This window comes from Pectobacterium parmentieri (assembly GCF_001742145.1).
GTDB lineage: Bacteria > Pseudomonadota > Gammaproteobacteria > Enterobacterales > Enterobacteriaceae > Pectobacterium > Pectobacterium parmentieri.
Window position 1 is genome coordinate 3,282,172 of record NZ_CP015749.1, and the last position, 26,591, is coordinate 3,308,762.

The window sequence follows — 26,591 nt, forward strand, 5'->3', positions numbered from 1 at the left end:
CTCGACAACGATATTTTATTTCCTGTTGTAACAATATGCTTACGCGTCAGCGGGACGACGGCGTGGAGCACGTGGGGCTGCATCACGATTGAAAGAACGTTCGCGACGCTCACCGCCATTACCGTTACTTTCACGGCGTTCACCACCGCCGAAAGAGCGACGTGGCGCTGCGCCATCACGACGTTCGCCACCCGCACCAGCAGGACGGTTACCGCCACGACGTTCAGGCTGTGCTACTGCATCACCCAGCAATTGCATATTCATTGGTTTGTTCAGAATACGCGTGCGGGTAAAGTGTGATAACAGGTCGCCCGGCATACCTTTTGGCAGCTCGATCGTGGAGTGGGAACCGAACAGCTTGATGTTACCGATGTAGCGGCTGCTGATATCCCCTTCGTTGGCGATAGCACCAACAATGTGGCGAACTTCAACACCGTCATCACGACCCACTTCGATACGATACAGTTCCATCTCACCCGACTCACGACGTTCACGACGCTGTGGACGGTCACCGTCACGGCTTTCGCGAGAATCACGCGGATCGCGGCGACGATCGCCACGTGAATCACTACGAGACTCATCACGATCGCGGAATTCGCGGCGAGGACGGAATGCTGGATCTGGCGGCAGAATCAGAGGACGTTCTCCCTGTGCCATTTTCAACAGCGCGGCAGCCAGCGTTTCGATATCCAGCTCTTCCTGCGGTTGCAGTTTCGTCAACAGCGCGCGGTACATGTCCAGATCGCTGCTTTCCAGTTGCTGCTGTACTTTAGCGGCAAACTTAGCCAAGCGACGTTGTCCCAGTAATTCCGCATTTGGCAATTCCACTTCAGGAATTGTCAGCTTCATTGTACGTTCAACGTTGCGCAACAGGCGACGCTCGCGGTTTTCTACAAACAGCAGTGCACGACCTGCACGACCTGCACGACCAGTACGACCAATACGGTGGACGTAAGACTCGGCATCCATCGGAATATCGTAGTTCACTACCAGACTGATACGCTCAACGTCCAGACCACGTGCTGCAACATCGGTCGCAATCAGGATATCCAGACGACCATCTTTCAGACGCTCCAGCGTTTGCTCACGCAGCGCCTGGTTCATGTCACCATTCAGCGCGGCACTGTTGTAACCGCTGCGTTCCAGCGCTTCTGCCACTTCCAGCGTTGCGTTCTTGGTACGAACGAAAATAATCGCCGCATCAAAATCTTCTGCTTCCAGGAAACGTACCAATGCTTCATTTTTACGCATACCCTGCACCGTCCAGTAGCTCTGGCTGATGTCTGGACGCGTAGTCACGCTTGATTGGATGCGAACTTCCTGCGGATCTTTCATGAAACGGCGCGTAATACGGCGAATCGCTTCCGGCATAGTTGCAGAGAACAGCGCAGTCTGATGCGTAGCAGGGATCTGAGCCATGATGTTTTCAACATCTTCGATGAAGCCCATACGCAGCATTTCATCTGCTTCGTCCAGTACCAAACCACTCAGGTTGGACAGATCCAGCGTACCGCGTTTCAGGTGGTCCAGCAGACGGCCAGGAGTACCAACAACGATCTGTGCCCCACCACGCAAAGCGCGCAGTTGAACGTCATAACGCTGGCCGCCGTACAGGGCAACAACATTAACGCCGTGCATATGTTTGGCAAAATCATTACAGGCTTCAGCAACCTGAACAGCCAGTTCACGGGTTGGAGCCAACACCAGCATCTGCGGTGCTTTTAACTCAGGCTTTAAATTATTGAGTAATGGCAGAGCAAAAGCCGCAGTTTTACCGCTGCCGGTCTGTGCCATACCCAGCACATCGCGACCGTTCAGCAGGTGAGGAATACATTCAGCCTGAATCGGCGATGGTTTTTCATAACCCAGATCGGTCAGGGCATTAATAATAGGAGCAGACAGCCCTAAATCGGAAAAAGAAGTAGATAAATCAGTCATGTACACGTGCCTCATTAAATATGGCGGCCAGTCTACATAACTCGTCGTGAAAATTTTCAGTCATTTTCATTGAAAAGTGTGAACCGGCTCAAATTGGATTAAAAAGCGAACAAAAAAGCCCTCACCCGTGAAGGTGATAACCGAGGTTTTTCAGGCTGATTACGTGTTCGTCAGCTATTGCTGGTCCGATCCTGATAGGTCGTCTTGCTCTTGGCCTAATAGCGCCAATTCCAACAATGCATAGCGGTGCTCAACAAAGTTATGGACATTGTTGGCAACCGTCAGCTTGAACAGCGCCAAGGCGGTGTTCTTGTCCCCCAGACTTAGGTAGTGCTTACCTAAATAGAAGTCAGTTTCACTGAGATGCTCAGCGAGCGAAGTGTTATTCGTAGCTTCTTCCTGTAACCGCTGCATCAGTGTTTTTTCACTGATACTACCCAGGTAGAATTCGACAATATTCCATCCCCAAGGCCCTTTCTTTACGTCGTCATAGCGTTTCTTCAACGCAATTTTGGCCGCCTCTGGATTGATTTCTCGCTCCACAAGATACAGCCACAACGAACGGAAAGGATCATTCGGATCGTCTCGATAAAACGCCAGCAGATCATCCTGCGCTAACAGATAGCGACCGCCATAATACAAAGCGATGCCACGGTTTAAACGCGCGTAATTGTAAGTTGGATCAAGCTCTAGTACAGAATCAAACGCTTCATAGGCAGCATCAAAATTGCCTGCCTGCGTTAAATAGATACCCAAATAGTTAAAAACTTCTGGAATATCAGGGCGGATCGTCAGCGCTTGTGAAAAATCATTCCGCGCCAATGCCCGTAACCCGAGACTATCATACAGCACTCCGCGCTCATATAATAGCTGTGCTCGCTCATCATCGGTTAATGCCCGGCTTGCAAGGATTTGTTCCATGCGTGCTAGGATCACTTCCTGCTGCAAAGTCGGCTGTAACGGAATCGCCAATACTGCGTCTTTACGCCAATCCGTGTTGCTGCATCCTACCAGCATGAGTGCTGTTGCAACATAACACCAGCGCAAGAAAGGCTTCATTTCCCACTCCCGAAGACAAACATTGGATGAACATCCTGTCCCGGACCGCTCAACGCAAGGACATCCATACCCTTACGATATACACGGCACCTTGCCATAATCAGGCAAGGTGCCATAAGACCGTTTTCTAACAGTCGTTATTCCTCAGAAGACGGAGCTGCCGCTTCCTGAGTTTGTGCATTGGCTTCTTTGATGCTTAAGCGCACGCGGCCCTGACGATCAACTTCCAGAACCTTGACCGGCACTTCCTGACCCATCTGCAGGTAGTCAGTCACTTTCTCTACGCGCTTGTCAGCGATCTGAGAAATATGCACCAGGCCTTCTTTGCCACCGCCAATAGCGACGAAAGCACCAAAGTCAACGATGCGAGTCACTTTACCCTGATACACGCGGCCAACTTCGATTTCGGCAGTGATCTCTTCAATACGACGAATTGCGTGTTTCGCTTTTTCGCCGTCAGTTGAAGCGATCTTCACAGTACCATCGTCTTCAATTTCAATAGTCGTGCCAGTCTCTTCCGTCAGCGCACGGATCACAGAACCACCTTTACCGATCACATCTTTGATCTTATCGGTACTGATTTTGATGGTGTGAATACGCGGTGCGAATTCAGAGATATCGCCACGCGGCGTGCTGATTGCCTGCTCCATCACACCCAGAATGTGCAAACGCGCACCCTTGGCTTGATTCAAAGCAACCTGCATGATCTCACGGGTAATCCCTTCGATCTTGATATCCATCTGCAGCGCAGTGATACCTTCACGACTACCAGCAACTTTAAAGTCCATATCGCCCAGGTGATCTTCATCACCCAGAATGTCGGACAGAACAACAAAGTTGTCGCCTTCTTTCACCAGACCCATCGCAATACCCGCAACGGCTGATTTGATCGGCACACCTGCATCCATCAGTGCCAGAGAAGCACCGCAGACAGACGCCATGGAAGAAGAACCGTTAGATTCCGTAATTTCAGAGACCACACGCACGGTGTACGGGAATTCGTTCGCCTTCGGCATAACAGCCAACACACCGCGCTTAGCCAGACGACCGTGACCAATTTCACGACGCTTAGGCGAGCCAACCATCCCGGTTTCACCGACAGAGTACGGAGGGAAGTTGTAGTGTAGCAGGAAGCGATCGGTACGTTCACCGGTCAGTTCGTCGATGGTCTGCGCGTCACGCTCAGTACCCAACGTTGCAGTGACCAGCGCCTGCGTTTCACCACGGGTGAACAACGCAGAACCGTGGGTACGTGGCAGTACACCAGTACGCACATCAAGACCACGAATCATGTCTTTTTCACGGCCATCGATACGCGGTTCGCCAGCCAGTACACGGCTACGCACGACATTTTTCTCGATGTTGCCCAGAATTTCCTGGATCTCACCAGCATTCAGCGTTTCATCTTCGGCTTGCAGCGCAGCAACAACGTCAGCTTTGATGACGTTAACTTGTGCATAACGCTCTTGTTTTTCGGTGATACGGTAAGCGTCACCCAAACGTGCTTCAGACAGAGCCTGTACACGTTGCTCTAAAGAAACATTAACTTCTGGCGCATGCCATTCCCACTTCGGTTTGCCCGCTTCTGCAACCAGTGAGTTGATGTTTTCGATAACGATCTGCTGTTGGTCGTGACCAAACACGACTGCACCCAGCATCTGATCTTCACTCAGCACTTCAGCTTCTGATTCCACCATCAGAACTGCGCCTTGTGTACCTGCAACAACCAGATCCAGACGGCTTTCTTTCAGCTCATCTGTCGTTGGGTTCAGGACATACTGGTCGTTCAGGTAACCGACGCGTGCTGCACCGATAGGACCGCTGAACGGGATACCAGACAGGCTCAGCGCCGCAGAAGCACCAATCATGGCAACGATGTCAGGGTTAACCTGTGGGTTAACGGAAACGACAGTGGCAATCACCTGAACTTCATTCAGGAAGCCTTCTGGGAACAGAGGGCGAATCGGACGGTCAATCAGACGAGAAATCAGCGTTTCGCCTTCGCTTGGGCGACCTTCACGGCGGAAAAAACCACCGGGGAAACGTCCAGCAGCGTAGGTACGCTCCTGATAGTTAACCGTCAACGGGAAGAAACTTTGGCCTGGTTTAGCATTTTTAGCGCCGACAACGGTAACGAATACCGCAGTGTCATCCATGCTTACCATTACAGCGGCGGTAGCCTGGCGTGCCATCATACCGGTCTCTAACGTGACGGTATGCTGACCATATTGAAACTTACGAACGATCGGATTCAGCAAAATAATATCCTTAGCTGGGGCACGTTACACGTATTCAAGATAAACGCACCAGTGAACTCCCGACCTTTACACTACATTCTCACGACTAATGACAACCCTTATCTTGCCTATGCAGATAAAGCCTCTCATTAGCCGCGCGAACCTCTGTAATGCAAGATCCTATTAACAACAATACATTACTCTGTTTTGCTAATGCTTCCTAGAAGAAAGGGGCCAAAAGAGGCCCCTTTCCACTGAAACTCAGAAGACTTAGCGACGCAGACCCAGACGCGCGATCAGACTGGTGTAACGTGCTACATCTTTACGCTTCAGGTAGTCCAGCAGCTTACGACGCTGAGAAACCATACGCAGCAGACCACGACGGCTGTGGTGATCTTTTTTGTGCTCAGAAAAGTGGCCTTGCAGATGGTTGATCTGCGCAGTCAGCAAAGCAACCTGAACTTCAGTAGAACCACTATCGTTAGTGCCACGACCGAAGTCTGCTACGATTTTAGCTTTAGCTTCAACACTTAGAGACATTGTAATACTCCAAACATTATAGATAAAAAAACAGGCGCCGATCTCTAATTCAGCCACCCAATAGTCAAGCCGCGCTATTCTACCCTCAGCGTTCTGCGATAGCAAGGCAGCAACGGGCGGGTTTACACTGGAAACTCAACAACCAGACGCCGCGGCGCAACGCGACCATCGTCGTCAATTTCACCCATTCCGATAAATTTATGCGCGTCTCCCTCGGTGATTCTCACCATGCCGTTCAACGGCGCATGCGCTGCCTGAACAGCCTGTCCAAGCTTCAAATAGCCTGCGACAACGGGTGGCAAATTCACTTCAGGGAAATCAATAACCGGGCTTTCCATCGGCATCAATAGAGGGTCAAGGGTCAGAGAAAGTGCGAGCTCTTCAGTCTGAGCCTGCTCGGCCAAGGTAGCCAGTTGTTCCAGCGTCACCATTCTTTCAGTCGGATACGCAGCAACCTGCAAGCGACGCAGGTAAATCACATGCGCACCACATCCCAGCTTTTCACCCAGATCGTCAATGATGGTACGGATGTACGTCCCTTTCGAGCAGTGGATCTCTAGCTCCAACTCATCGCCTTCCCAGCGAATAAACTGAAGTTCGTAAACGGTAATTTCACGTGCTTCACGCGGAACCGTCAGCCCCTGGCGTGCGTACTCATACAACTTACGCCCCTGGTATTTCAGCGCTGAGTACATGGATGGTACTTGCTGCGTAGTACCGCGAAAACTCTCCAGCGCCTGCTCCAGATCCGTAGCAGAAAAACCAATAGCACGTTCTTCAATCACGTTGCCATCGGCATCAGAGGTATCAGTGCGTTGCCCAAGGCGAGCAATGACACGGTAGCGTTTATCAGAATCCAGCAAATATTGGGAAAACTTTGTCGCTTCCCCAAGACAAATCGGCAGCATACCGGTGGCTAATGGATCCAACGCCCCTGTATGACCCGCTCTGTTAGCGTTAAAAATCCGTTTTACTTTCTGCAAAACATCATTAGACGACACGCCTTGCGGCTTATCTAATAACAATACGCCGTGTACATCACGGCCACGGCGACGAGGACGACTCATTAATCCTCCTGATCTTCGCCCGTAACAGAACGTCGTTCCGTATCGTTTCTGACCACATTGGTCACCAGATTAGACATTCTCATCCCTTCAACCAATGAGTTGTCATAGGAGAAGGTTAATTCTGGAACAACACGCAGGCGCATTGCCTTACCAATCATCATACGGATAAAGCCAGACGCATCTTGCAGTGCTTTCACCGCGATTTTAACTTGCTCTGGCTCGTTATCATTCAGGAAGGTCACAAAAACCTTGGCATAGGCCAGATCGCGAGAAACTTCCACACCGGATACGGTCGCCATGCCGATGCGCGGATCTTTCACTTCACGTTGAATGATAATGGCGATTTCTTTTTGCATTTCCTGCGCAACGCGCTGGGTGCGGCTGAATTCTTTTGCCATGATAAATTCTCCAGTAAAAATTGGGGGGCACTAGGCCCCCCTTATAAATCACTTACGTCGTCGCTGAAACGAATTAGGCGATCGTGCGTTTGATCTCAATCGTTTCAAAGACTTCGATCATATCGCCAGGGCGGACGTCGTTGTAGTTCTTCACGCCGATACCACATTCCATGCCGTTACGGACCTCGTTAACGTCATCTTTGAAGCGGCGCAGAGATTCCAACTCGCCTTCGTAGATCACCACGTTGTCACGCAATACACGGATCTTGTTGTGACGCTTAACGATACCTTCCGTCACCATACAGCCAGCGATAGCGCCAAATTTCGGTGATTTAAAGACGTCACGGACTTCGGCCAGACCGATGATCTCTTGCTTATACTCCGGCGCCAGCATACCGCTCATCGCCTGTTTCACTTCGTCGATCAAATCATAGATGACGGAGTAATAACGTAGATCCAGGCTTTCCGCTTCAACGACACGGCGTGCTGATGCATCGGCACGAACGTTAAAACCAAGGATAATCGCATTCGATGCCGCTGCCAGCGTAGCGTCAGTTTCTGTGATACCGCCCACACCGGAACCGACGATCTTCACTTTCACTTCATCAGTAGACAGTTTCTGCAGTGAATCGGAAATCGCTTCACAAGAACCCTGTACGTCAGATTTCAGAACGATGTTCAGCTCAGAAACTTCACCTTCTGTCATGTTGGCAAACATGTTTTCCAGTTTAGATTTCTGCTGACGAGCCAGTTTAACTTCGCGGAATTTACCCTGACGATACAAGGCAACTTCACGTGCTTTCTTCTCGTCACGAACAACCGTGGCTTCATCACCTGCGGCAGGCACACCAGACATACCGAGAATTTCGACAGGAATAGAAGGACCTGCGGACGTAATTTCACGGCCTAACTCATCACGCATCGCACGAACACGGCCATATTCAAAGCCGCACAGAACGATGTCGCCTTTATTCAGCGTACCTTCACGTACCAGTACAGTTGCAACCGGGCCACGACCTTTATCCAAGAAGGATTCGATCACTACACCGTTTGCCATGCCGCTACGAACGGCTTTCAGCTCCAGAACTTCGGCCTGCAACAGAATCGCATCCAGCAGTTCATCGATACCCGTACCGGCTTTAGCAGATACGTGGACAAACTGAGATTCACCGCCCCACTCTTCCGGCATGATACCGTACTGAGACAGCTCGGTTTTTACACGGTCCGGATCGGCATCTGGCTTATCGATTTTGTTTACTGCAACAACAACCGGAACCTTAGCCGCTTTCGCGTGCTGGATAGCTTCGATTGTCTGCGGCATCACGCCATCGTCCGCTGCCACAACCAGTACCACGATATCCGTAGCCTGAGCACCACGAGCACGCATTGCGGTAAACGCGGCGTGTCCCGGTGTGTCCAGGAACGTAATCATACCGTTGTCAGTTTCAACGTGGTAAGCACCGATGTGCTGGGTAATACCACCCGCTTCGCCTGCTGCTACCTTGGTTGAACGGATATAGTCAAGCAGAGAGGTTTTACCGTGGTCAACGTGACCCATGATGGTCACGACTGGCGCGCGGGATTCCGCCGCAACACCCATATCACGATCGCTCATTACTGCTTCTTCCAGCTCGTTTTCACGACGCAGGATGACTTTATGGCCCATCTCTTCCGCGACGAGTTGCGCGGTTTCCTGATCGATGACCTGGTTGATGGTTGCCATCGCACCCAGCTTCATCATCGTTTTGATGACCTGAGAGCCTTTAACTGCCATTTTGTTAGCCAGTTCAGCAACGGTAACGGTTTCACCGATCACAACATCACGGTTAACCGCTTGAGCAGGCTTATTGAAGCTCTGCTGCAGTGAGCTTGGCTTACGCTTGCCTTTACCGCCACGGGTAACGGCACGCGCTTCTTCACGGTCAGCTTTAGACTCAGACTGGCGATTGCCTTTCTTCTGCTTGGTGACTTTAGCTGCGCGGGTGCGGGTACGACGCTCACCTTCAACCTGACGGTCGTTTTCATCTTCTGCTTCACGGGCATGATGAGACGTCGTCACGTGATAATCGGCAGATTCTTCAGGTTTAGTCGCACTTTCCGCTTCCCAACGTCCGGCGTTCTCTTCAGCCATACGGCGAGCTTCTTCAGCAATACGACGCGCTTCTTCTTCAACTTTAAGACGCGCAGTTTCTTCTGCTTTACGTTTAAGTTCGGCAGCTTCCGCTTCACGTTTCGCTTTCTCAGACTGAGCTGGCTTGGTCATATTTTCGTTTTGTTGGTTCGTCACTTTTTCTTTTTCCGCTACATCACGCTTAGCTTTTTCAGCGGCTTCACGTTTGGCTTGCTCGTCGGCAGCACGCTTCGCTTTCTCAGCAGTTTCGCGCAGATCGGCCTCGCGTTTAGCCTGCTCTTCAGCGGCACGTTGTGCCTGTTCTTCCGCTTCACGCCGTGCCTGCTCTTCCTCTTCAGCCCGTTGGGCATCAATAGGATCGCGTTTTACATAAGTGCGTGTCTTGCGGACTTCGATCTGCACCGACTTACTTTTACCACCGGTGCTAGGGACATTTAACGTGCTACGTGTTTTGCGCTGCAGCGTTAATTTACTCGGCGCATTACCGCGATCGCGGTTCAGATGCGCTAATAACGTTTCTTTTTCATGCTGGGTCACAGAGTCCGATTCAGACTTGGTCATTCCCGCATCAGCAAACTGCTGTACCAGGCGGTCCACCGGAGTTTGAATCTCTGCGGCCAGCGATTTTACGGTTACATCTGTCATGCTGTTCCTTTCCTGCTACAGTTCGTTATTCGTTGTCGTCGCCAAACCAACAGATATTACGTGCGGCCATAATCAATTCGCCCGCTTGCTCATCATTGAGCTCTTCAATATCTGTCAGGTCGTCAACGCCCTGTTCAGCAAGATCTTCCAGCGTACAAACACCGATCGCAGCAAGTTTGAACGCCAACTCACGCGACAGCCCAGGCAAGCTAAGTAAGTCTTCAGCAGGTTGACCGTCACCAAGGCTTTCTTCATGCGCCAATGCCAGCGTTGTTAATGCGGCTTTAGCTCGCTCACGCAATGCTTCAACGGTTTCTTCATCAAGGCCTTCGATAGCCAGCAGTTCCTTGATTGGCACATAGGCCAGTTCTTCAAGTGAGGAGAAACCTTCTTCAACCAACACAGTGGCAAACTCTTCATCAATATCCAGGTGCTTGGTAAAGACGTCGATTGCAGCATGTGCTTCGGCCTGATGCTTGGCTTGAAGATCTTCCACTGTCATCACGTTCAGTTCCCAACGATCGTCTGAACGATGCTGTTTCAACAGTTGGGAAGCCAGACGGACGTTCTGCCCGTTTCGACCAATCGCCTGAGCCAGATTACTCGACTCAACGGCGATATCCATCGTGCAGGTATCTTCATCAACGACGATCGATACCACATCGGCAGGGGCCATGGCATTGATCACAAACTGTGCAGGATTGTCATCCCACAGAATGATATCAATACGCTCGCCACCCAGTTCACTGGAAACAGCCTGCACGCGCGCACCGCGCATACCGACACAAGCACCGACAGGATCGATACGCTTGTCATTCGTCTTCACTGCAATTTTCGCACGTGAACCCGGATCGCGAGCCGCTGCCTTAATTTCGATAATTTCTTCGCCGATTTCTGGCACTTCAATGCGGAAGAGCTCAACCAGCATTTCCGGGCGGGAACGGCTGACAAACAGTTGAGCACCGCGAGCTTCTGGACGTACAGAGTACAGCACGCCACGAATACGATCGCCAGGGCGGAAATTTTCACGAGGCAGCATGTCTTCACGGCCAATAACGGCTTCTGCACCAGTGTTAGAGCCATCAATCGGTCTGACTTCAAGTGAAATATTATCACGGTTCACCTTCTTCACGACACCGGTGATAATTTCGCCTTCTTGCTCACGGAACTGATCAACAACCATCGCACGTTCAGCTTCACGAACTTTCTGTACGATAACCTGTTTTGCCGTTTGCGTAGTAATACGGTCAAAGGTTACGGATTCGATTTGATCTTCAACATAACCGCCAACGTCAAGAGAAGGATCTTCGAACTGCGCAGCATCAAGCGTAATTTCACGAGTTGGCAGAGTGACTTCATTCACCACCAACCAACGACGAAAGGTATCAAAATCGCCGGTTTTACGATCGATACTGACGCGAACGTCAATTTCCTGCTCGTATTTTTTCTTGGTTGCCGTCGCTAGTGCGGTTTCCAACGCCTCAAAAATCTTCTCGCGCGGAAGGGATTTCTCATTGGAAACTGCTTCAACAACAGCCAGAATCTCTTTGTTCATCCTAGTTGCCTCATCCAAACTTTAAAAGTGGGGTACAAGATTCGCTTTCTGAATGTTGCTCAGCGCGAATACTTCATCTTTGCCTTCCACTGTTATGGTGATCATTTCGCCGTCAACAGCGTTGATCACACCCAACCATTTACGGCGATTCTGGACTGCCATACGCAGCACCACTGTCACCTCTTCACCGATGAAATGCAGATAGTGTTCTGCTGTGAATAAGGGACGTTCGAGCCCTGGAGACGAAACTTCCAGGTTATAAGCGACAGTAATTGGGTCTTCTACGTCCAATACCGCACTGACCTGGTGGCTGACATCAGCACAATCATCAACAGTGATCCCATCTTCACTATCAATATAGATACGCAGCGTCGATTGGCGGCTACGGATGAACTCAATCCCAACTAATTCGTAGCCTAATGCGGCCACGGGCGCTGAAATCATCTCTGTTAATTTTTGCTCTAATGTGGACAAGTCCACCCCCAAGACATAAAAAAAGGGCCTAATAGCCCAGTTGTTTGTTGCCAAATAACAAAAAACCCCGAAAAATCGGGGCTTTATGCAACTGGACCCTAATACCGCGAGCCATCGCGGCATAACTTTCGGTGAAGGATTTTTTCAAAAATCACTGCAAAAAGAGATAGAAATTGAGTGAAGAACATATTTGAAAAAACACTTTACTGGAAGTAAGTGGTTGCGGGGGCCGGATTTGAACCGACGACCTTCGGGTTATGAGCCCGACGAGCTACCAAGCTGCTCCACCCCGCGTCCGAAAACGTGGCAAATACTACGCTGACAACCGCACAAATGCAAGTCATCCATAGGACTGGTTCGAAGGCGATTTTTATACGTGGAATAGGTCTATTTGTCAATAACAACCGCTCGTTTGGAACGTCAATCACAGCGCCAGGGATTCCAAACCGATCTTGTTCCGCCGCCCTAGTCGTAAAGTAGGCAAGCTGTAGAAGAAAGGATCAGATGCCAAGGAGATGTGGAAGAGATGGCATTTGGGATTTACATATTTTCAAATAAAATAATAACTAAATAAATTTTATCTTCATTCCTCTTCTAACAATAACATCAATAATCACGGCAACATCAATATATCTCTCATACAGACCTTCAAAAAATCATAATTTCAACTTTATTCATTATAATTTAAAAAAACACTAATTTCCCCATAAAAACCCTATTTAACAAATTCACTTCATACTAAAAAACATTAAAACAGTGTACAAAACCATTAACCACAACAGACAAAACCAAAATAAAACATAAACTTACCAACAATAAACCCTCCGTTAATTTTATTTTAAAAGCCAAAAACAAATGAAATAATACAATAAAATCAATTTATTAAAAAAACCTTATTTCAAATACAATTATTATCTTATCAAGATAAACGATAATTAATCATATATACGGACATAATCATTTAATAAAGTTAGAATAATGAAGTCAATTAGCAATAAAATATCATTAAATAATATTTAGCGTAGTGAATTATAAAAAACAACACGTGACATTACAGCATAGAAATTTATATATTCATACCATCAAATAAATATTACAGAATAGTTATTTTATTTCCATCAAAGTTTTTTATATTTATTTCGTGATGGAAAGAATAGCAACCTAGCAGATTTACTCGGTTTGAAGTCCCTCGCGGTCAAAATGACTCCCAGGGGAGAAAGTACACATCAAGTAACAGGGAACGTAACCTCAACAGGGTTGTAGAGTAGCAAGCAGTTCTTCACGAGAGAGTGATCGCACCAAGACAGCTTCCTACCCGATTTGAACGACAGGAGCAGATGCTTACGGTCATCGTTCAGGGAAGTAATCACGTTGACCTTCCGAGTGTTGAACCAACGTGAGGAACCATCCCTCACGTCACATTTTACACTCCACACCTGAGTGCAGACGCGTTGATGAACCAATCGCTACATCAGAGGCACCTGGCCTTAACCTCAATGACAATTGACTGACATCGGAACAATGAGCGTAACCAGCCACAGTAGTCCTCTAAAAAACTGCGAGCATAGATAAATCTACCTCATCCGATCCGATGCTTCAGCGACTGTCGGATACCATGAAGAAAGGGCAGTATAAAATAGTGAAGTATATTACTGAGAGAATAGAAAACGCGCCTCAAGCCTTTATTGACTGATTAGACAGCAAGTAACTGGCGCATCTGTAAGGCTAATGTGAGAAATTAAAGACAAAAAAATAGACGCTTGTTAGCGTCTATTTTTTATGTTGGTACCGAGGACGGGACTTGAACCCGTAAGCCCAATCGGGCACTACCACCTCAAGGTAGCGTGTCTACCAATTCCACCACCACGGCATCACAGTTACTGCTTTAAAACGCTTACTTCGGAATGTCACTCGCCGGCGTTGAAGGTGCAACAGGCGCTGTTGTCTGCTCCACTCTTTCTGGCTGGCTCAGGTTATCCCATGTACCGCCTCTTTTCTGCAGGGAACTTAAGTTCCCCAAAATGAGGCTGATAATGAAGAACAGGGTCGCCAGTATCGCCGTCATGCGGGTCATGAAATTACCAGAGCCGCTCGAACCGAACAAAGTGGCAGAAGCACCTGCTCCGAACGAGGCTCCCATATCAGCACCTTTACCCTGCTGGAGCATGATCAAGGCAACCAGCCCGATCGATACTAACAGGAAAATCACTAATAGAACTTCGTACATAGTCGTACCCGTTAACCGTTTTCCCCATGATTCATGGAGATGCTATATTCTGGCGGTAAACCGCGTGTCATTCCGCTAGGCCGGATGTAGAGTACATCCCTTATCAAGCGGGTCTGAATACTAACCAAAGGATGTAGCGTACGCAAGGGTAATTTGGTCGCCACGGGTTGATTGCAGAAAAAAACAGCGGCTTTCGACACCAAATGCATATCGAAAGCCTTATCTACCTGATTGATGAATCAAAAAACGTTCAGCCGACAGCTTTCACGGCATCCGCAATACGATTCGCCAACGCAATCACCGTCTCTTCGTGTTCGCCCTCAACCATGACCCGAATAAGTGGCTCAGTACCAGATTTTCGCAACAATACTCGCCCACGTCCGGCTAATTCTTTTTCCACATCCAGCGTAATCTGCTGCACATTGTTGTCTTCCAGCGGGTCGTTTTCACCCGTAAACCGTACATTGACCAAGATCTGTGGAAATAGCTTCATACCACTGCATAGATCATGCAGGCTCATATGGTTTTTCACTATCGCGGTAAGTACTTGCAAACCAGCAATCACACCGTCTCCCGTCGTAGTTTTATCCAATAGGATTACATGACCAGAATTTTCCGCACCAATGCGCCACCCTTTTGCCTGCATCATTTCTAACACATAGCGGTCACCCACCTTGGCACGAGCAAACGGGATACCCAGTTGCTTTAACGCGACCTCAAGCCCCATATTGCTCATCAGGGTGCCTACTGCGCCGCCACGTAGTTGCCCTTGACGCAGGCCTTCACGGGCGATGATATACAGGATTTGATCGCCATCGACCTTGTTGCCCAAATGATCGACCATGATGAGCCGATCGCCATCACCGTCAAAGGCCAGCCCAACATCCGCTTTTTCAGCCAGTACACGTGCCTGTAGCTGCCTCACGTCCGTCGCGCCACACTCTTCATTGATATTCATCCCATCCGGCTCACAGCCAATCGCGATGACTTTAGCACCAAGCTCACGCAATACGCTTGGGGCGATATGATAGGTAGCACCATTGGCACAATCGACGACAATCTTTAAGCCATTGAGGCTCAGTTCACTCGGGAAAGTTCCCTTACAAAATTCGATGTAGCGCCCAGCAGCATCAACAATACGGCTGGCTTTGCCTAACTCTGCGGACTCAACACACGTCAGTGGCTTTTCCAGTTCAGCTTCTATCGCTTCCTCTACTTCATCCGGCAATTTGGTGCCATCAATCGAGAAGAATTTAATACCGTTATCATAATAAGGGTTATGAGAAGCAGAAATAACGATACCGGCTTCAGCACGGAATGTCCGGGTAAGATAAGCGACAGCAGGCGTAGGCATCGGGCCGGTAAAAGAAGCCGATAATCCCGCAGCCGCGAGCCCGGCTTCTAGCGCGGATTCCAGCATATAGCCAGAAATACGGGTATCTTTGCCGATAATAATTTTACGCGAACCATGCCGCGCGAGTACTTTCCCGGCAGCCCAGCCCAGTTTAAGTACAAAATCAGGTGTAATCGGCGTATCACCAACCTTGCCACGTATACCATCGGTACCAAAATATTTGCGGTTACTCATTTTGTTTTTTATTCCTTCGCAGAAAGGGTAGCCTCAACAATGCGCATAGCATCAGCCGTTTCTTTAACATCGTGAACGCGAATAATCTGTGCTCCTTGCATCGCAGCGATAACTGCACAAGCGACGCTGCCATGAACACGCTGCGCAGGCGGCACATTAAGGAGTTGTCCAATCATGGATTTCCTCGACATGCCAACCAAAAGAGGCAGTTCAAAACGATGCAACTCGCTCAAACGAGCCAGAAGCGCGTAATTATGAGCAAGATTCTTACCGAATCCAAACCCAGGATCCAGCAATAGCTTACTTTTCGGAATATTGGCATTAACACAGCGTTCTATCTGTTGTTGCAAGAAATTTCCGATATCCTGAAGCAGGTCATCATAATGCGGTTTGTGCTGCATGGTTCTCGGCATACCCTGCATATGCATCAGGCACACTGGCAAACCTGTTGCCGCCGCTGCCTCCAGAGCACCCGGCTCTTGCAAAGCACGAATATCATTAATCAGATGCGCGCCCGCCAACGCTGACGCTGTCATCACTTCCGGCTTTGAGGTATCGACTGAGATCCATACGTCAAAGCGTTTAGCAATGGCTTCAACCACAGGCACTACACGTTCCAGTTCTTCTTCCGTACTGACCTCAGCCGCGCCGGGACGCGTTGACTCACCGCCAATATCGATCAGTGTCGCGCCAGCGCTCATCATGTTCTGGACATGAAGTAATGCCGCATCAAGATTATTGTGTTTACCACCATCGGAAAAAGAATCCGGCGTAACGTTAAGAATGCCCATGACGTGTGGGCAGGAAAGATCCAGCGTAGAGTCTCTGGCGACCAGTTGCATGATTTACCTCCGCATTCTGGTGTAGTTAGCGTGAAATATGATTCAAGAGCATTCCCAGTAAAAAACCCCAGCCTGGGCTGGGGTTTCGTAATGTTACAAATGTCTATCACGGACGTATTATTTGTCGTCCACTTGCTCAGACATTGTATTACCAGAATTGCTACCTGGATTAGGCGTCTGCGGCTCATCCACTGGCGTAGACGCTTTAGGTGCACCGCCGTTGCCCGTGTTATTACCTGAGCCTGATTCTTCCCAACCAGCAGGCGGGCGAACTTCGCGACGAGCCATTAAATCGCTGATTTGCGGCGAATCAATCGTCTCATACTTCATCAACGCATCTTTCATGGCATGGAGGATATCCATGTTTTCCATTAACATGCGGCGAGCACGCTCGTAGTTCGTATCAACCAAACGCCTAACTTCCTGATCGATGATACGCGCAGTGTCATCGGACATATGCTTGGCTTTTGCTACAGAACGGCCGAGAAACACCTCCCCTTCCTCTTCCGCATAAAGCAGAGGACCGAGTTTTTCAGAGAAGCCCCATTGCGTCACCATGTTACGTGCAACGCTGGTCGCCATTTTGATATCTTGCGATGCGCCTGTAGAAACGTAGTCAGAACCATAGATAATTTCTTCCGCCAAGCGTCCGCCGTAGGCCACCGAAATACGACTCTCGAGCTTTTGGCGGCTTGCGCTGATTTCATCGCCTACCGGCAAGAAGAAAGCGACGCCCAACGCGCGACCGCGTGGGATAATCGTGACTTTATGCACCGGGTCATACCCAGGAACGAGCGAACCAACGATAGCGTGCCCCGCTTCATGATATGCCGTCGATTCTTTCTGCGCTTCGGTCATCACCATGGAACGGCGCTCAGCACCCATCATGATTTTGTCTTTAGCTTTCTCGAATTCGACCATCGAAACCACGCGTTTGTTGCCACGAGCGGCGAACAATGCAGCTTCGTTAACCAGGTTAGCCAAATCCGCACCGGAGAAACCTGGTGTACCACGCGCGATAACTGACGCATCGATATCTGGAGATAGCGGTACGCGACGCATATGAACTTTCAAAATTTGTTCACGACCGCGAACATCCGGCAGGCCAACCACAACCTGACGGTCAAAACGGCCTGGACGCAGCAAAGCAGGGTCAAGCACATCGGGACGGTTAGTCGCCGCAATAACAATAATGCCTTCGTTGCCTTCAAAGCCATCCATCTCAACCAGCATTTGGTTCAGCGTTTGTTCACGTTCATCGTGACCACCACCTAAACCAGCGCCACGCTGACGGCCAACGGCGTCGATTTCATCGATAAAGATGATACAAGGTGCAGCTTTCTTCGCCTGTTCGAACATGTCACGAACACGAGAAGCACCGACCCCGACAAACATTTCAACGAAGTCAGAACCAGAAATCGTAAAGAAAGGTACTTTCGCTTCACCGGCAATGGCTTTAGCCAGCAGCGTTTTACCCGTTCCCGGCGGGCCGACCATCAGAATACCTTTCGGAATTTTACCGCCCAATTTCTGGAAACGGCTAGGTTCACGCAGGTACTCGACCAGTTCGCTAACCTCTTCCTTCGCTTCGTCGCAACCGGCTACATCAGCAAACGTCGTCTTGATCTGATCTTCAGTCAACATACGCGCCTTGCTCTTGCCGAAGGACATGGCACCTTTACCACCGCCGCCTTGCATTTGACGCATGAAGAAGATCCAAACGCCAATCAGTAACAGCATCGGGAACCAGGAAATAAAAATAGAAGCCAGCAGGCTCTGCTCTTCCGGTGGCTCACCAACGACTTTCACACTCTTCGTTAGCAGGTTATCCAGTAGCTTGGGGTCATTGACTGGAATGTAGGTCGTGTATCTGTTGCTGTCTTTTTTGATAACACTGATCTCACGCCCGTTAATACGTGCTTCACGGACCTGATCCTGATTCACTTCAGTCAAGAAGGTTGAATAATCCACCCTACGGCCATTCGACTCGCTGGGCCCAAAGCTCTGGAAAACAGACATCAGCACAACTGCGATGACTAACCAGAGAATTAGGTTTTTCGCCATGTCACTCAAGGGATTAACCTCATATTACAACTGTGTTAAAAAACAGCGTTAGGGTACTACAGTTTGCGCCCTGTCGCTACAATGTACACTTCACGAGACCGGGCACGTGAGGCGTCTGGTTTACGAATTTTCACCTTCGTAAACAGGGAGCGAATTTCCCGCAGGTATTCATCAAAGCCTTCTCCCTGAAACACTTTCACCAGGAAACTTCCACCTGGCGCTAACACATCCCGACACATACCAAGTGCTAATTCAACCAGATACATCGACTTCGGAATATCAACGGCTGGTGTACCACTCATGTTAGGGGCCATGTCAGACATCACCACCTGAACTTTGCTATCGCCAACCCTTTCGAGCAAGGCTTTGAGGACCAGTTCATCACGAAAGTCCCCTTGCAGGAAATCGACACCAACAATCGGATCCATCGGTAAAATATCACACGCGATAATTCGACCATTTCCACCAATTTGCGTAACCACATATTGTGACCAGCCGCCAGGTGCAGCACCTAAATCCACAACCGTCATACCGGGTTTAAACAGTTTGTCGCCCTGCTGTATTTCGTCAAGTTTAAACCAAGCACGTGATCGCAGCCCTTTTTTCTGGGCCTGCTGCACATATTTATCGCTAAAGTGTTCCTGCAACCAGCGACTGGAGCTTGCAGAACGCTTTTTATTCGCCATCGATTTTCCAACTATTCTCAGTAACACGCTCGTGGTGGGGAGAAACTTCTCACATATTACCAATCAGAACAGTCAAATTGGTTATAATCATGAGATGGCGGTAGAATGACCCGTTTTCAATCCCAACCTAAGTAAAAAAGACAATGAACCTAAGTAATAAACAAAAACAACACCTGAAAGGCTTGGCACACCCGCTAAAACCGGTTGTCATGCTAGGCAATAACGGTCTCACCGAAGGTGTTCTGGCTGAGATCGAACAAGCATTATCGCATCACGAACTGATCAAGATAAAAGTAGCGACAGAAGATCGTGAAACCAAAACCTTGATTGTTGAAGCGATTGTTCGTGAAACAGGTGCCGCTAACGTTCAAGTTATCGGCCATACGCTCGTGCTCTACCGGCCTGCAAAAGAACGTAAAATTGTGTTACCACGATAACACTTTTTATTTCAGGATACTCGGTTTTAACGGAAAGGTGCCATGCCTCTCGGTTAGAGAAAAGGCCGCAAGCGGCCTTTTTCTTTTCTTTACAATTTTTGCTGTTTTAATCAACAAAATGGTAAATTTATAGATATTCGACTTTCAGGACTTCGTATTCCACGTCGCCGCCCGGTGTACGAATGACCACCACATCGTCTTGTTCTTTGCCAATCAGACCACGCGCGATCGGGGAGTTAACAGAAATCAGATTTTGTTTAAAATCCGCTTCGTCATCGCCAACAATTCGGTAGGTTTGCTCTTCATCGTTATCCAGATTCATCACCGTCACGGTAGCGCCAAAAATAACACGCCCATTGTTCGCGGCCATTTTTGTCACATCAATAACCTGTGCGTTGGACAGTTTGGCTTCAATGTCTTGAATACGCCCCTCACAAAAGCCCTGCTGCTCGCGTGCAGCATGATATTCTGCATTTTCTTTCAGATCGCCGTGCTCACGCGCTTCGGCAATCGCCGCTATAATTTCAGGACGGCGCACAGATTTCAGGTGATCAAGCTCTTCGCGCAATTTTTCAGCACCGCGCAACGTCATCGGAAATTGTTTCATATTATCTATACCTCTAAAAAAGTCTGTAAGACTCAAATAATCGTCATCCTGACGCGCTAAAAATCAAAGGCGGCGGAGTCTCTGCAACGTGCCAGCCCTTACTGGACATAAAACAAAAGCAACCAGCCCCGGAACAAAATTTCCAGGCTAGCAGCGGTTTTGCATTTTGATACGTATTTTACCCCAGAGTTCAATGAGGGTCATCGTTTACTTTAGACCTTATTGCGCCGTAGTATGACCACACGTTACCCCGTTCTTAGCTGAGATTATGCGTTTTTCATCGATTGTTACCGGATTTGCCTGCGCTTTTGTTCTGCATGCCAATGCAGCTTCAGTTGAGGATCATCGTCAATATTTACCTGATGGTGCCAATTTGGCGTTATTGGTACAGAAAGTTGGCGCAACAACACCCAGCATGGCCTTCAATAGCCAGCAAATGGCGCTTCCCGCCAGTACACAAAAGGTGATAACCGCATTAGCTGCATTGCTACAATTGGGCCCAGATTATCGATTCATCACCACGATGGAAAGCCACGGTCCTGTCTCCAGAGGAATTCTGAACGGTAACCTCATTGTACGGTTTAGCGGTGATCCAACCCTGAAACGCCAGCAAATACGGAATATGGTGCAAGAATTAAGGAAACGAGGAATACAGGAAATTGCAGGTGATGTGTTGATCGATACTTCGGTATTTGCCAGTCACGACAAAGCACCTGGCTGGCCATGGAACGATATAACACAGTGTTTCAGCGCCCCGCCGGGGGCTGCCATTGTCGATCGCAACTGTTTTTCCGTTTCGCTCTACAGTGCACCTAAAGCAGGTGATAATGCATTCATTCGCGTCGCTTCCTATTATCCAGTGCAAATGTTCAGCGAAGTGCGCACGCTGGCTAAAGGATCTTCCGATGCTCAATACTGTGAACTGGATGTGGTTCCCGGAGAATTGAATCGCTTTACGCTCACTGGCTGCCTGACTCAGCGCACCGATCCCCTTCCGCTGGCGTTCGCTATTCAAGATGGAGCAAGCTACGCCGGCGCAATCGTTAAAGATGAACTTCAGCAGGCAGATATCCGCATTAAAGGCAGCTTACGCCGACAGGCACAGCCAAGTGCAGCAGGAAGCGTGCTTGCCCAGACACAATCAGCGCCACTGCATGATCTTCTCACTATCATGCTGAAAAAATCCGACAATATGATTGCCGATACGGTCTTTCGCACCATTGGGCATGAACGCTTTAGCGTACCAGGAACGTGGCGCGCAGGGGCCGACGCCGTGCGTCAGATTCTTCGTCAGAAAGCTGGTGTAGATTTAGGAAATAGTATTGTTGTTGACGGTTCAGGCCTGTCACGACACAACCTGATTTCGCCAGAAACGATGATGCAGGTATTACAGTACATCGCACAGCACGATAATCAGCTAAATTACATCACGATGCTTCCACTTTCAGGCTATGACGGCACATTGCGTTACCGTGGCGGCCTGCATGAAGCTGGCGTTGATGGCAAGGTTTCGGCTAAAACAGGGGCCTTACAGGGCGTATACAATCTGGCAGGTTTCATTACCACCGCAAGCGGCCAGCGTATGGCATTCGTTCAGTTCCTGTCCGGCTATGCCGTACCGCCAGAAGATCAGAGCGCACGCCGCGTCCCTCTGGTGAGATTTGAAAGCCGCCTCTACAAAGACATTTATCAGAGTAATTAAAATAAGAATGCGGCCTTACCCTGTCAGGGTAAGGCCGTGATAAGCGAGAATTGACTAGCAGAAGAACGAATTATTTTTGATAGATAATCTCAACGCCTTCATCATCTTCGTCGTCCCAATCATCATCCCACTCTTCTTCGGCTTCTTTTTCTACTTCAGCCAGTTGTTCACGATGATAGTCATCCCACATGAACTCAACTTTTTCCGGTGCACTTTCAGCAATCGCCGCTATTTTCGGATTAGCTTTCAGGAAGCTCATCACATCCCAGCAAAGTGGGGTAACGCCTTCACGGTTTGCCGCAGAAATCAGATAGTATTTGTCATCCCAACCAAGCGCAGCCGCAATCTCTTTGGCACGTTTTTCAGCTTCAGTCTTGTCGATCAAATCAACCTTGTTGAAAACCAGCCAGCGCGGTTTTTCTGCCAAACCAGCGCCATACTGCTCTAACTCGTTGATAATGATTTTGGCATTTTCAATCGGATCTGACTCATCGATCGGCGCCAGATCAACCAAATGTAGCAGTACGCGGCAACGTTCAAGGTGTTTCAGGAAACGAATCCCCAGTCCGGCACCATCGGATGCCCCTTCGATCAGCCCAGGAATATCCGCCACAACAAAGCTCTGCTCGCTATCCATACGAACCACGCCCAGACTCGGTACCAGCGTGGTAAACGGATAATCTGCCACTTTCGGCTTCGCCGCTGATACTGCACGGATAAAGGTCGATTTACCCGCATTAGGCAGGCCAAGCATGCCCACATCAGCCAGCAACAGCAGCTCCAGCGTCAGCTCACGTTCTTCTCCCTTCGTGCCGCTGGTCTTCTGGCGAGGAGCGCGGTTGACGGACGATTTAAAACGCGTGTTACCTAAACCATGCCAGCCGCCTTTCGCCACCATCAGATTCTGCTGATGGCGCGTCATATCCCCCAGCACCTCGCCAGTACCCTGATCCAGAACTCGGGTACCAACAGGAACTTTAATCGTAATATCTTTACCGCGTTTACCGGTACAGTCGCGACTTTGTCCATTTTGTCCACGCTCAGCGCGGAAGGATTTTTCAAAACGGTAGTCGATCAGTGTGTTCAGGTTTTCGTCAGCAAGCAGATAAACATCACCGCCGTCACCGCCGTCACCGCCGTCTGGGCCACCGTTAGGAATATATTTTTCACGGCGAAAGCTAACACAACCGTTACCGCCATCGCCCGCTACAACAAGAATTGTGGCTTCATCTACAAACTTCATTGATTCTCTCCGCAAAAAACCAATAGAGAATATCTACGTGTTTTAGGCTTGTTATTGGTTCTCTTTGGCGTAACTATTTGATTTTACGGTAAGTAGCACATTTCTACTCACCATTAAAAAACTGACGCACCAGAACGCATTCCAGCAAAGGAGCAGGATTGTACCTGCCTGCTCCAATAATTTCATCTGTATTAAAAATAAACAGCGCATATGGAATGTCAAAAAATGCCAGTGACCTACCGCAATACGCTTTTCTTAATCTACTTTTTCGCCATCAATGGCGGCACCGGCTCTTTTTTTCCAGGGAGGAGACGATGGCCGATAGCAGAAAACATAGCGCCAGCAACCACGACAAAGGCTCCTACATAGCCAACCCAATTCAGCACTGGGGCAGCAAAAAAAGTCGGCCACCCTAACGCCAGCAGATCTGAAAACAGCAGCGTAAATAGCGGCGTTAACGTAATAACCGCGCTAACCTGCGACGCCTGCCAACGTGCCATCGCCTCCGCAAGCGCACCATATCCAATTAATGTATTCGCACCGCAGAATAACAGGCAGATAAGCTGCCACCCACTCAGTTGAAAAATAACGTCAGGCTTGGCAAAAGGCGTAATAAAGACAACACACAGAACATACAGCAGAAACAGAATCTGCTGCGATGTCAGACGTCGTAACAGGACTTTCTGCGCCACACCATAGGATACCCATACTGCCGAGGCGCAAACACCCAACAATACACCCAGCGTGTAGTCCGTTAGCCGGGTAAAAATCTCAATCAGGCTGGTATTAAAGAACAGGATCAAGCCACAGATCAGCATGATCGCCCCAATGATTTGCGTACCACGCATCTTTTCTTTCAGGATGAGTACGCTGGCGAGCATCATACCAACTGGAGAAAGCTGTCCAATAACCTGAGACGCTGTCGGGCTCAGATATTGTAGGGACGAGCTAAAGAAAACAAAATTGCCTAACAGTCCCGCTGTCGCAATCAGCAGCAAAATCCACCAACGCCGATGACGGAAAACCCGCATTGGCGGTAACTTCTTTCGGGATGACAGAACAATGCCGAGCCCAATCGATGCGATAAGAAAGCGATACCAAACAATCGTATAAGGCTCCATAACCACCAGAACCTGTTTCATGGCTATCGGCAACGCCCCCCAACAAACAGCCGTGGTAAGCGCCAGACAAAGACCGATACCTGTCTGCTGTTTAGTATTCATACTTATCCAGGTGGTTTACTCAGAATCAGAATGTAAAAAGCCCCGCAAAGAATTGCGGGGCTTAAATCCGTAAGACCTAACGCGAAAAATTATTCAGCAACGATGCTGATAAATTTACGGTTTTTTGGGCCTTTAACTTCGAACTGAACTTTACCATCAGTCAAAGCAAACAGAGTATGATCTTTGCCGCAACCAACGTTAGTTCCTGCGTGGAATTTGGTGCCACGTTGACGAACGATGATGTTGCCAGCCAGTACACTTTCGCCGCCAAAACGTTTTACGCCCAGACGTTGTGCGTTAGAGTCACGACCGTTACGGGTTGAACCGCCAGCTTTCTTGTGTGCCATTTGTCCGCTCTCCTAATCTTAAGCGCTGATGCCGGTAATTTTCACGTCAGTGAACCACTGACGGTGGCCTGCTTGCTTACGGTAGTGTTTACGGCGACGGAACTTAACGATCTTCACTTTTTCGCCACGACCATGAGCAACAACTTCAGCTTTGATTTTACCGCCATCAACGTAAGGAACGCCGATTTTGATCTCTTCACCATTAGCAACCATCAGAACTTGGTCAAACTCAACGGCTTCACCAGTTGCGATGTCCAGCTTTTCCAAGCGAACGGTTTGCCCTTCGCTTACTCGGTGTTGTTTACCACCACTTTGGAAAACTGCGTACATATAAAACTCCGCTTTCCGCGCACTCATTAATAGGTTTTCAGAGCGCGCTATAAATATTCATAATAGGGCGCGAATTCTACGCAAAAATACTGAGGATGACAAGTGCATAATCAACGGATGTGAAGAAAAAGAATACAACGTATGAACTGCCGTTTATCTCTCTCATTTTTCAAGTACAATCGGCCTAATGAGTTCCATCTTGCCGATATGCAACCGCAATCTTACGGCAGTGTTGAAGACATACGTTGGCACAAACCATGAATCTAGAACAAATTACAAAACTAACTACACAGGATATGGCTGCTGTTAACAAAGTCATTCTTGAACAACTGAATTCCGATGTCGTTTTGATCAACCAGCTTGGGCATTACATCATCAGTGGTGGCGGAAAACGGATACGCCCGATGATTGCAGTGCTTGCAGCCAGAGCCCTCGCCTATGACGGGGATAAGCATGTCACTGTCGCCGCCCTGATCGAATTTATCCATACAGCAACGCTGCTGCATGATGATGTGGTAGACGAATCCGACATGCGCCGAGGTAAAGCGACGGCGAATGCTGCCTTTGGCAACGCGGCGAGCGTGTTAGTTGGGGATTTCATCTATACCCGCGCCTTCCAGATGATGACCAGCCTTGAATCGTTACGCGTGCTGGCTCTGATGTCAGAAGCAGTAAACGTGATTGCTGAAGGTGAAGTCTTGCAGTTAATGAATTGCAACGACCCGGATATCACGGAAGAAAGTTATATGCGCGTCATTTACAGCAAAACAGCACGTTTATTTGAAGCCGCAGCACAATCATCTTCTATCCTTGCCGGTGCAACGCCAGGGCAAGAAAAAGCGCTTCAGGATTATGGTCGCTACCTAGGCACCGCATTCCAGTTAATTGACGATCTGCTGGACTACAGTGCAGACGGTAAAACGCTGGGCAAAAACACGGGCGATGACCTTAATGAAGGCAAGCCAACGCTACCATTGCTGCACGCCATGCATCATGGTAATGCGGAACAGAGCTCGCTGATTCGCAATGCGATTGAAGAAGGAAATGGGCGTCACCTGCTAGAACCGGTTCTTGCCGCGATGCAGCAATGCGGTTCGCTCGATTATACGCGCCAACGCGCCGAAGAAGAGGCGGATAAGGCGATCAGCGCACTACAACGGTTACCGGAAACGCCGTACCGTGTGGCACTTGAAGGCCTAGCCCACTTAGCCGTACAACGCGACTTCTAACGTGGTGTACGATTTTATCTGG

Annotated in this window: 23 protein-coding genes and 2 tRNA genes; 3 read left to right on the forward strand and 22 right to left on the reverse strand. The window is 49.0% G+C overall.

All coding sequences use genetic code 11. From position 1 onward, the window contains the following. Window positions 1-39: 39 nt before the first annotated feature. From A8F97_RS14895 to rlmE, 17 genes are all read right to left on the reverse strand, one after another. Complete coding sequence (locus A8F97_RS14895) at window positions 40-1,938, reverse strand: DEAD/DEAH family ATP-dependent RNA helicase (RefSeq protein ID WP_012822545.1); 1,899 nt, start codon at window positions 1,936-1,938, stop codon at window positions 40-42. Continuing rightward, entirely contained in the window at window positions 1,931-2,008 is a 78-nt protein-coding gene (yrbN, locus tag A8F97_RS25175; protein WP_099092854.1) for a protein YrbN, read from the reverse strand. Before yrbN ends, A8F97_RS14895 begins: the two co-directional genes overlap by 8 nt. 104 nt (window positions 2,009-2,112) lie before the next feature. Next, the gene (gene nlpI / locus A8F97_RS14900) at window positions 2,113-2,997 is read right to left on the reverse strand and encodes a lipoprotein NlpI (protein WP_005971537.1); all 885 of its coding nucleotides are present in this window, start codon (window positions 2,995-2,997) and stop codon (window positions 2,113-2,115) included. 137 nt (window positions 2,998-3,134) lie between these two features. Beyond that, complete coding sequence (gene pnp / locus A8F97_RS14905; protein ID WP_014698739.1) at window positions 3,135-5,255, reverse strand: polyribonucleotide nucleotidyltransferase; 2,121 nt, start codon at window positions 5,253-5,255, stop codon at window positions 3,135-3,137. A 249-nt stretch (window positions 5,256-5,504) separates the two neighbouring features. Beyond that, window positions 5,505-5,774, reverse strand: coding sequence for a 30S ribosomal protein S15 (gene rpsO / locus A8F97_RS14910; RefSeq protein ID WP_005971532.1), 270 nt, complete (start codon window positions 5,772-5,774; stop codon window positions 5,505-5,507). A gap of 122 nt (window positions 5,775-5,896) precedes the next feature. Continuing rightward, window positions 5,897-6,841, reverse strand: coding sequence for a tRNA pseudouridine(55) synthase TruB (truB, locus tag A8F97_RS14915; protein ID WP_012822543.1), 945 nt, complete (start codon window positions 6,839-6,841; stop codon window positions 5,897-5,899). After that, window positions 6,841-7,239, reverse strand: a complete 399-nt coding sequence (rbfA, locus tag A8F97_RS14920; RefSeq protein WP_005971529.1) for a 30S ribosome-binding factor RbfA — start codon at window positions 7,237-7,239, stop codon at window positions 6,841-6,843. Before rbfA ends, truB begins: the two co-directional genes overlap by 1 nt. Window positions 7,240-7,312: 73 nt before the next feature. Further along, the gene (infB, locus tag A8F97_RS14925) at window positions 7,313-10,015 is read right to left on the reverse strand and encodes a translation initiation factor IF-2 (RefSeq protein WP_012822542.1); all 2,703 of its coding nucleotides are present in this window, start codon (window positions 10,013-10,015) and stop codon (window positions 7,313-7,315) included. 25 nt (window positions 10,016-10,040) lie between these two features. Next, window positions 10,041-11,570 carry a transcription termination factor NusA gene (nusA, locus tag A8F97_RS14930; protein WP_012822541.1) on the reverse strand — a complete coding sequence of 510 codons (1,530 nt, stop codon included), beginning with the start codon at window positions 11,568-11,570 and terminating at the stop codon, window positions 10,041-10,043. A 21-nt stretch (window positions 11,571-11,591) separates the two neighbouring features. Next, window positions 11,592-12,044, reverse strand: a complete 453-nt coding sequence (gene rimP / locus A8F97_RS14935; RefSeq protein WP_025919808.1) for a ribosome maturation factor RimP — start codon at window positions 12,042-12,044, stop codon at window positions 11,592-11,594. Between the two features lie 217 nt (window positions 12,045-12,261). After that, a tRNA-Met gene (locus tag A8F97_RS14940) sits at window positions 12,262-12,338 on the reverse strand. A gap of 1,489 nt (window positions 12,339-13,827) precedes the next feature. Continuing rightward, window positions 13,828-13,914, reverse strand: a tRNA-Leu gene (locus tag A8F97_RS14945). A 24-nt stretch (window positions 13,915-13,938) separates the two neighbouring features. After that, entirely contained in the window at window positions 13,939-14,271 is a 333-nt protein-coding gene (gene secG, locus A8F97_RS14950) for a preprotein translocase subunit SecG (protein WP_012822539.1), read from the reverse strand. A 250-nt stretch (window positions 14,272-14,521) separates the two neighbouring features. After that, entirely contained in the window at window positions 14,522-15,859 is a 1,338-nt protein-coding gene (gene glmM, locus A8F97_RS14955; protein WP_012822537.1) for a phosphoglucosamine mutase, read from the reverse strand. An 8-nt stretch (window positions 15,860-15,867) separates the two neighbouring features. Further along, window positions 15,868-16,701 carry a dihydropteroate synthase gene (gene folP / locus A8F97_RS14960; RefSeq protein ID WP_012822536.1) on the reverse strand — a complete coding sequence of 278 codons (834 nt, stop codon included), beginning with the start codon at window positions 16,699-16,701 and terminating at the stop codon, window positions 15,868-15,870. A 117-nt stretch (window positions 16,702-16,818) separates the two neighbouring features. Beyond that, window positions 16,819-18,774 (reverse strand): ATP-dependent zinc metalloprotease FtsH, encoded by a 1,956-nt coding sequence (gene ftsH / locus A8F97_RS14965; protein WP_012822535.1) that lies wholly within the window; start codon window positions 18,772-18,774, stop codon window positions 16,819-16,821. A gap of 47 nt (window positions 18,775-18,821) precedes the next feature. After that, window positions 18,822-19,451 (reverse strand): 23S rRNA (uridine(2552)-2'-O)-methyltransferase RlmE, encoded by a 630-nt coding sequence (rlmE, locus tag A8F97_RS14970; protein WP_005971510.1) that lies wholly within the window; start codon window positions 19,449-19,451, stop codon window positions 18,822-18,824. A 143-nt stretch (window positions 19,452-19,594) separates the two neighbouring features. Here rlmE and yhbY point away from each other — a divergent pair, with 143 nt between their 5' ends. After that, on the forward strand, window positions 19,595-19,888 hold the full coding sequence (gene yhbY, locus A8F97_RS14975) for a ribosome assembly RNA-binding protein YhbY (protein WP_005971508.1): 294 nt from the start codon (window positions 19,595-19,597) through the stop codon (window positions 19,886-19,888). Window positions 19,889-20,015: 127 nt separating this feature from the next. On the opposite strand, the gene greA is transcribed toward yhbY, so the two are convergent. Continuing rightward, the gene (gene greA / locus A8F97_RS14980) at window positions 20,016-20,495 is read right to left on the reverse strand and encodes a transcription elongation factor GreA (RefSeq protein ID WP_005971506.1); all 480 of its coding nucleotides are present in this window, start codon (window positions 20,493-20,495) and stop codon (window positions 20,016-20,018) included. Between the two features lie 268 nt (window positions 20,496-20,763). On the opposite strand from greA, the gene dacB reads away from it, so the two are divergent. Continuing rightward, window positions 20,764-22,197, forward strand: a complete 1,434-nt coding sequence (gene dacB / locus A8F97_RS14985) for a serine-type D-Ala-D-Ala carboxypeptidase (RefSeq protein ID WP_033070894.1) — start codon at window positions 20,764-20,766, stop codon at window positions 22,195-22,197. A gap of 70 nt (window positions 22,198-22,267) precedes the next feature. On the opposite strand, the gene cgtA is transcribed toward dacB, so the two are convergent. The 4 genes from cgtA to rplU form a co-directional block, all read right to left on the reverse strand. After that, entirely contained in the window at window positions 22,268-23,440 is a 1,173-nt protein-coding gene (gene cgtA / locus A8F97_RS14990) for an Obg family GTPase CgtA (RefSeq protein ID WP_012822533.1), read from the reverse strand. 260 nt (window positions 23,441-23,700) lie between these two features. Further along, the gene (locus A8F97_RS14995; protein WP_012822532.1) at window positions 23,701-24,663 is read right to left on the reverse strand and encodes a DMT family transporter; all 963 of its coding nucleotides are present in this window, start codon (window positions 24,661-24,663) and stop codon (window positions 23,701-23,703) included. A gap of 89 nt (window positions 24,664-24,752) precedes the next feature. Then, entirely contained in the window at window positions 24,753-25,010 is a 258-nt protein-coding gene (rpmA, locus tag A8F97_RS15000; RefSeq protein ID WP_005971498.1) for a 50S ribosomal protein L27, read from the reverse strand. An 18-nt stretch (window positions 25,011-25,028) separates the two neighbouring features. Continuing rightward, window positions 25,029-25,340: a 50S ribosomal protein L21 gene (gene rplU / locus A8F97_RS15005; RefSeq protein WP_005971496.1), complete on the reverse strand. Its 312-nt coding sequence runs from the start codon at window positions 25,338-25,340 to the stop codon at window positions 25,029-25,031. A 257-nt stretch (window positions 25,341-25,597) separates the two neighbouring features. On the opposite strand from rplU, the gene ispB reads away from it, so the two are divergent. Next, window positions 25,598-26,569 carry an octaprenyl diphosphate synthase gene (gene ispB, locus A8F97_RS15010; RefSeq protein WP_033070893.1) on the forward strand — a complete coding sequence of 324 codons (972 nt, stop codon included), beginning with the start codon at window positions 25,598-25,600 and terminating at the stop codon, window positions 26,567-26,569. Window positions 26,570-26,591 lie beyond the last annotated feature (22 nt).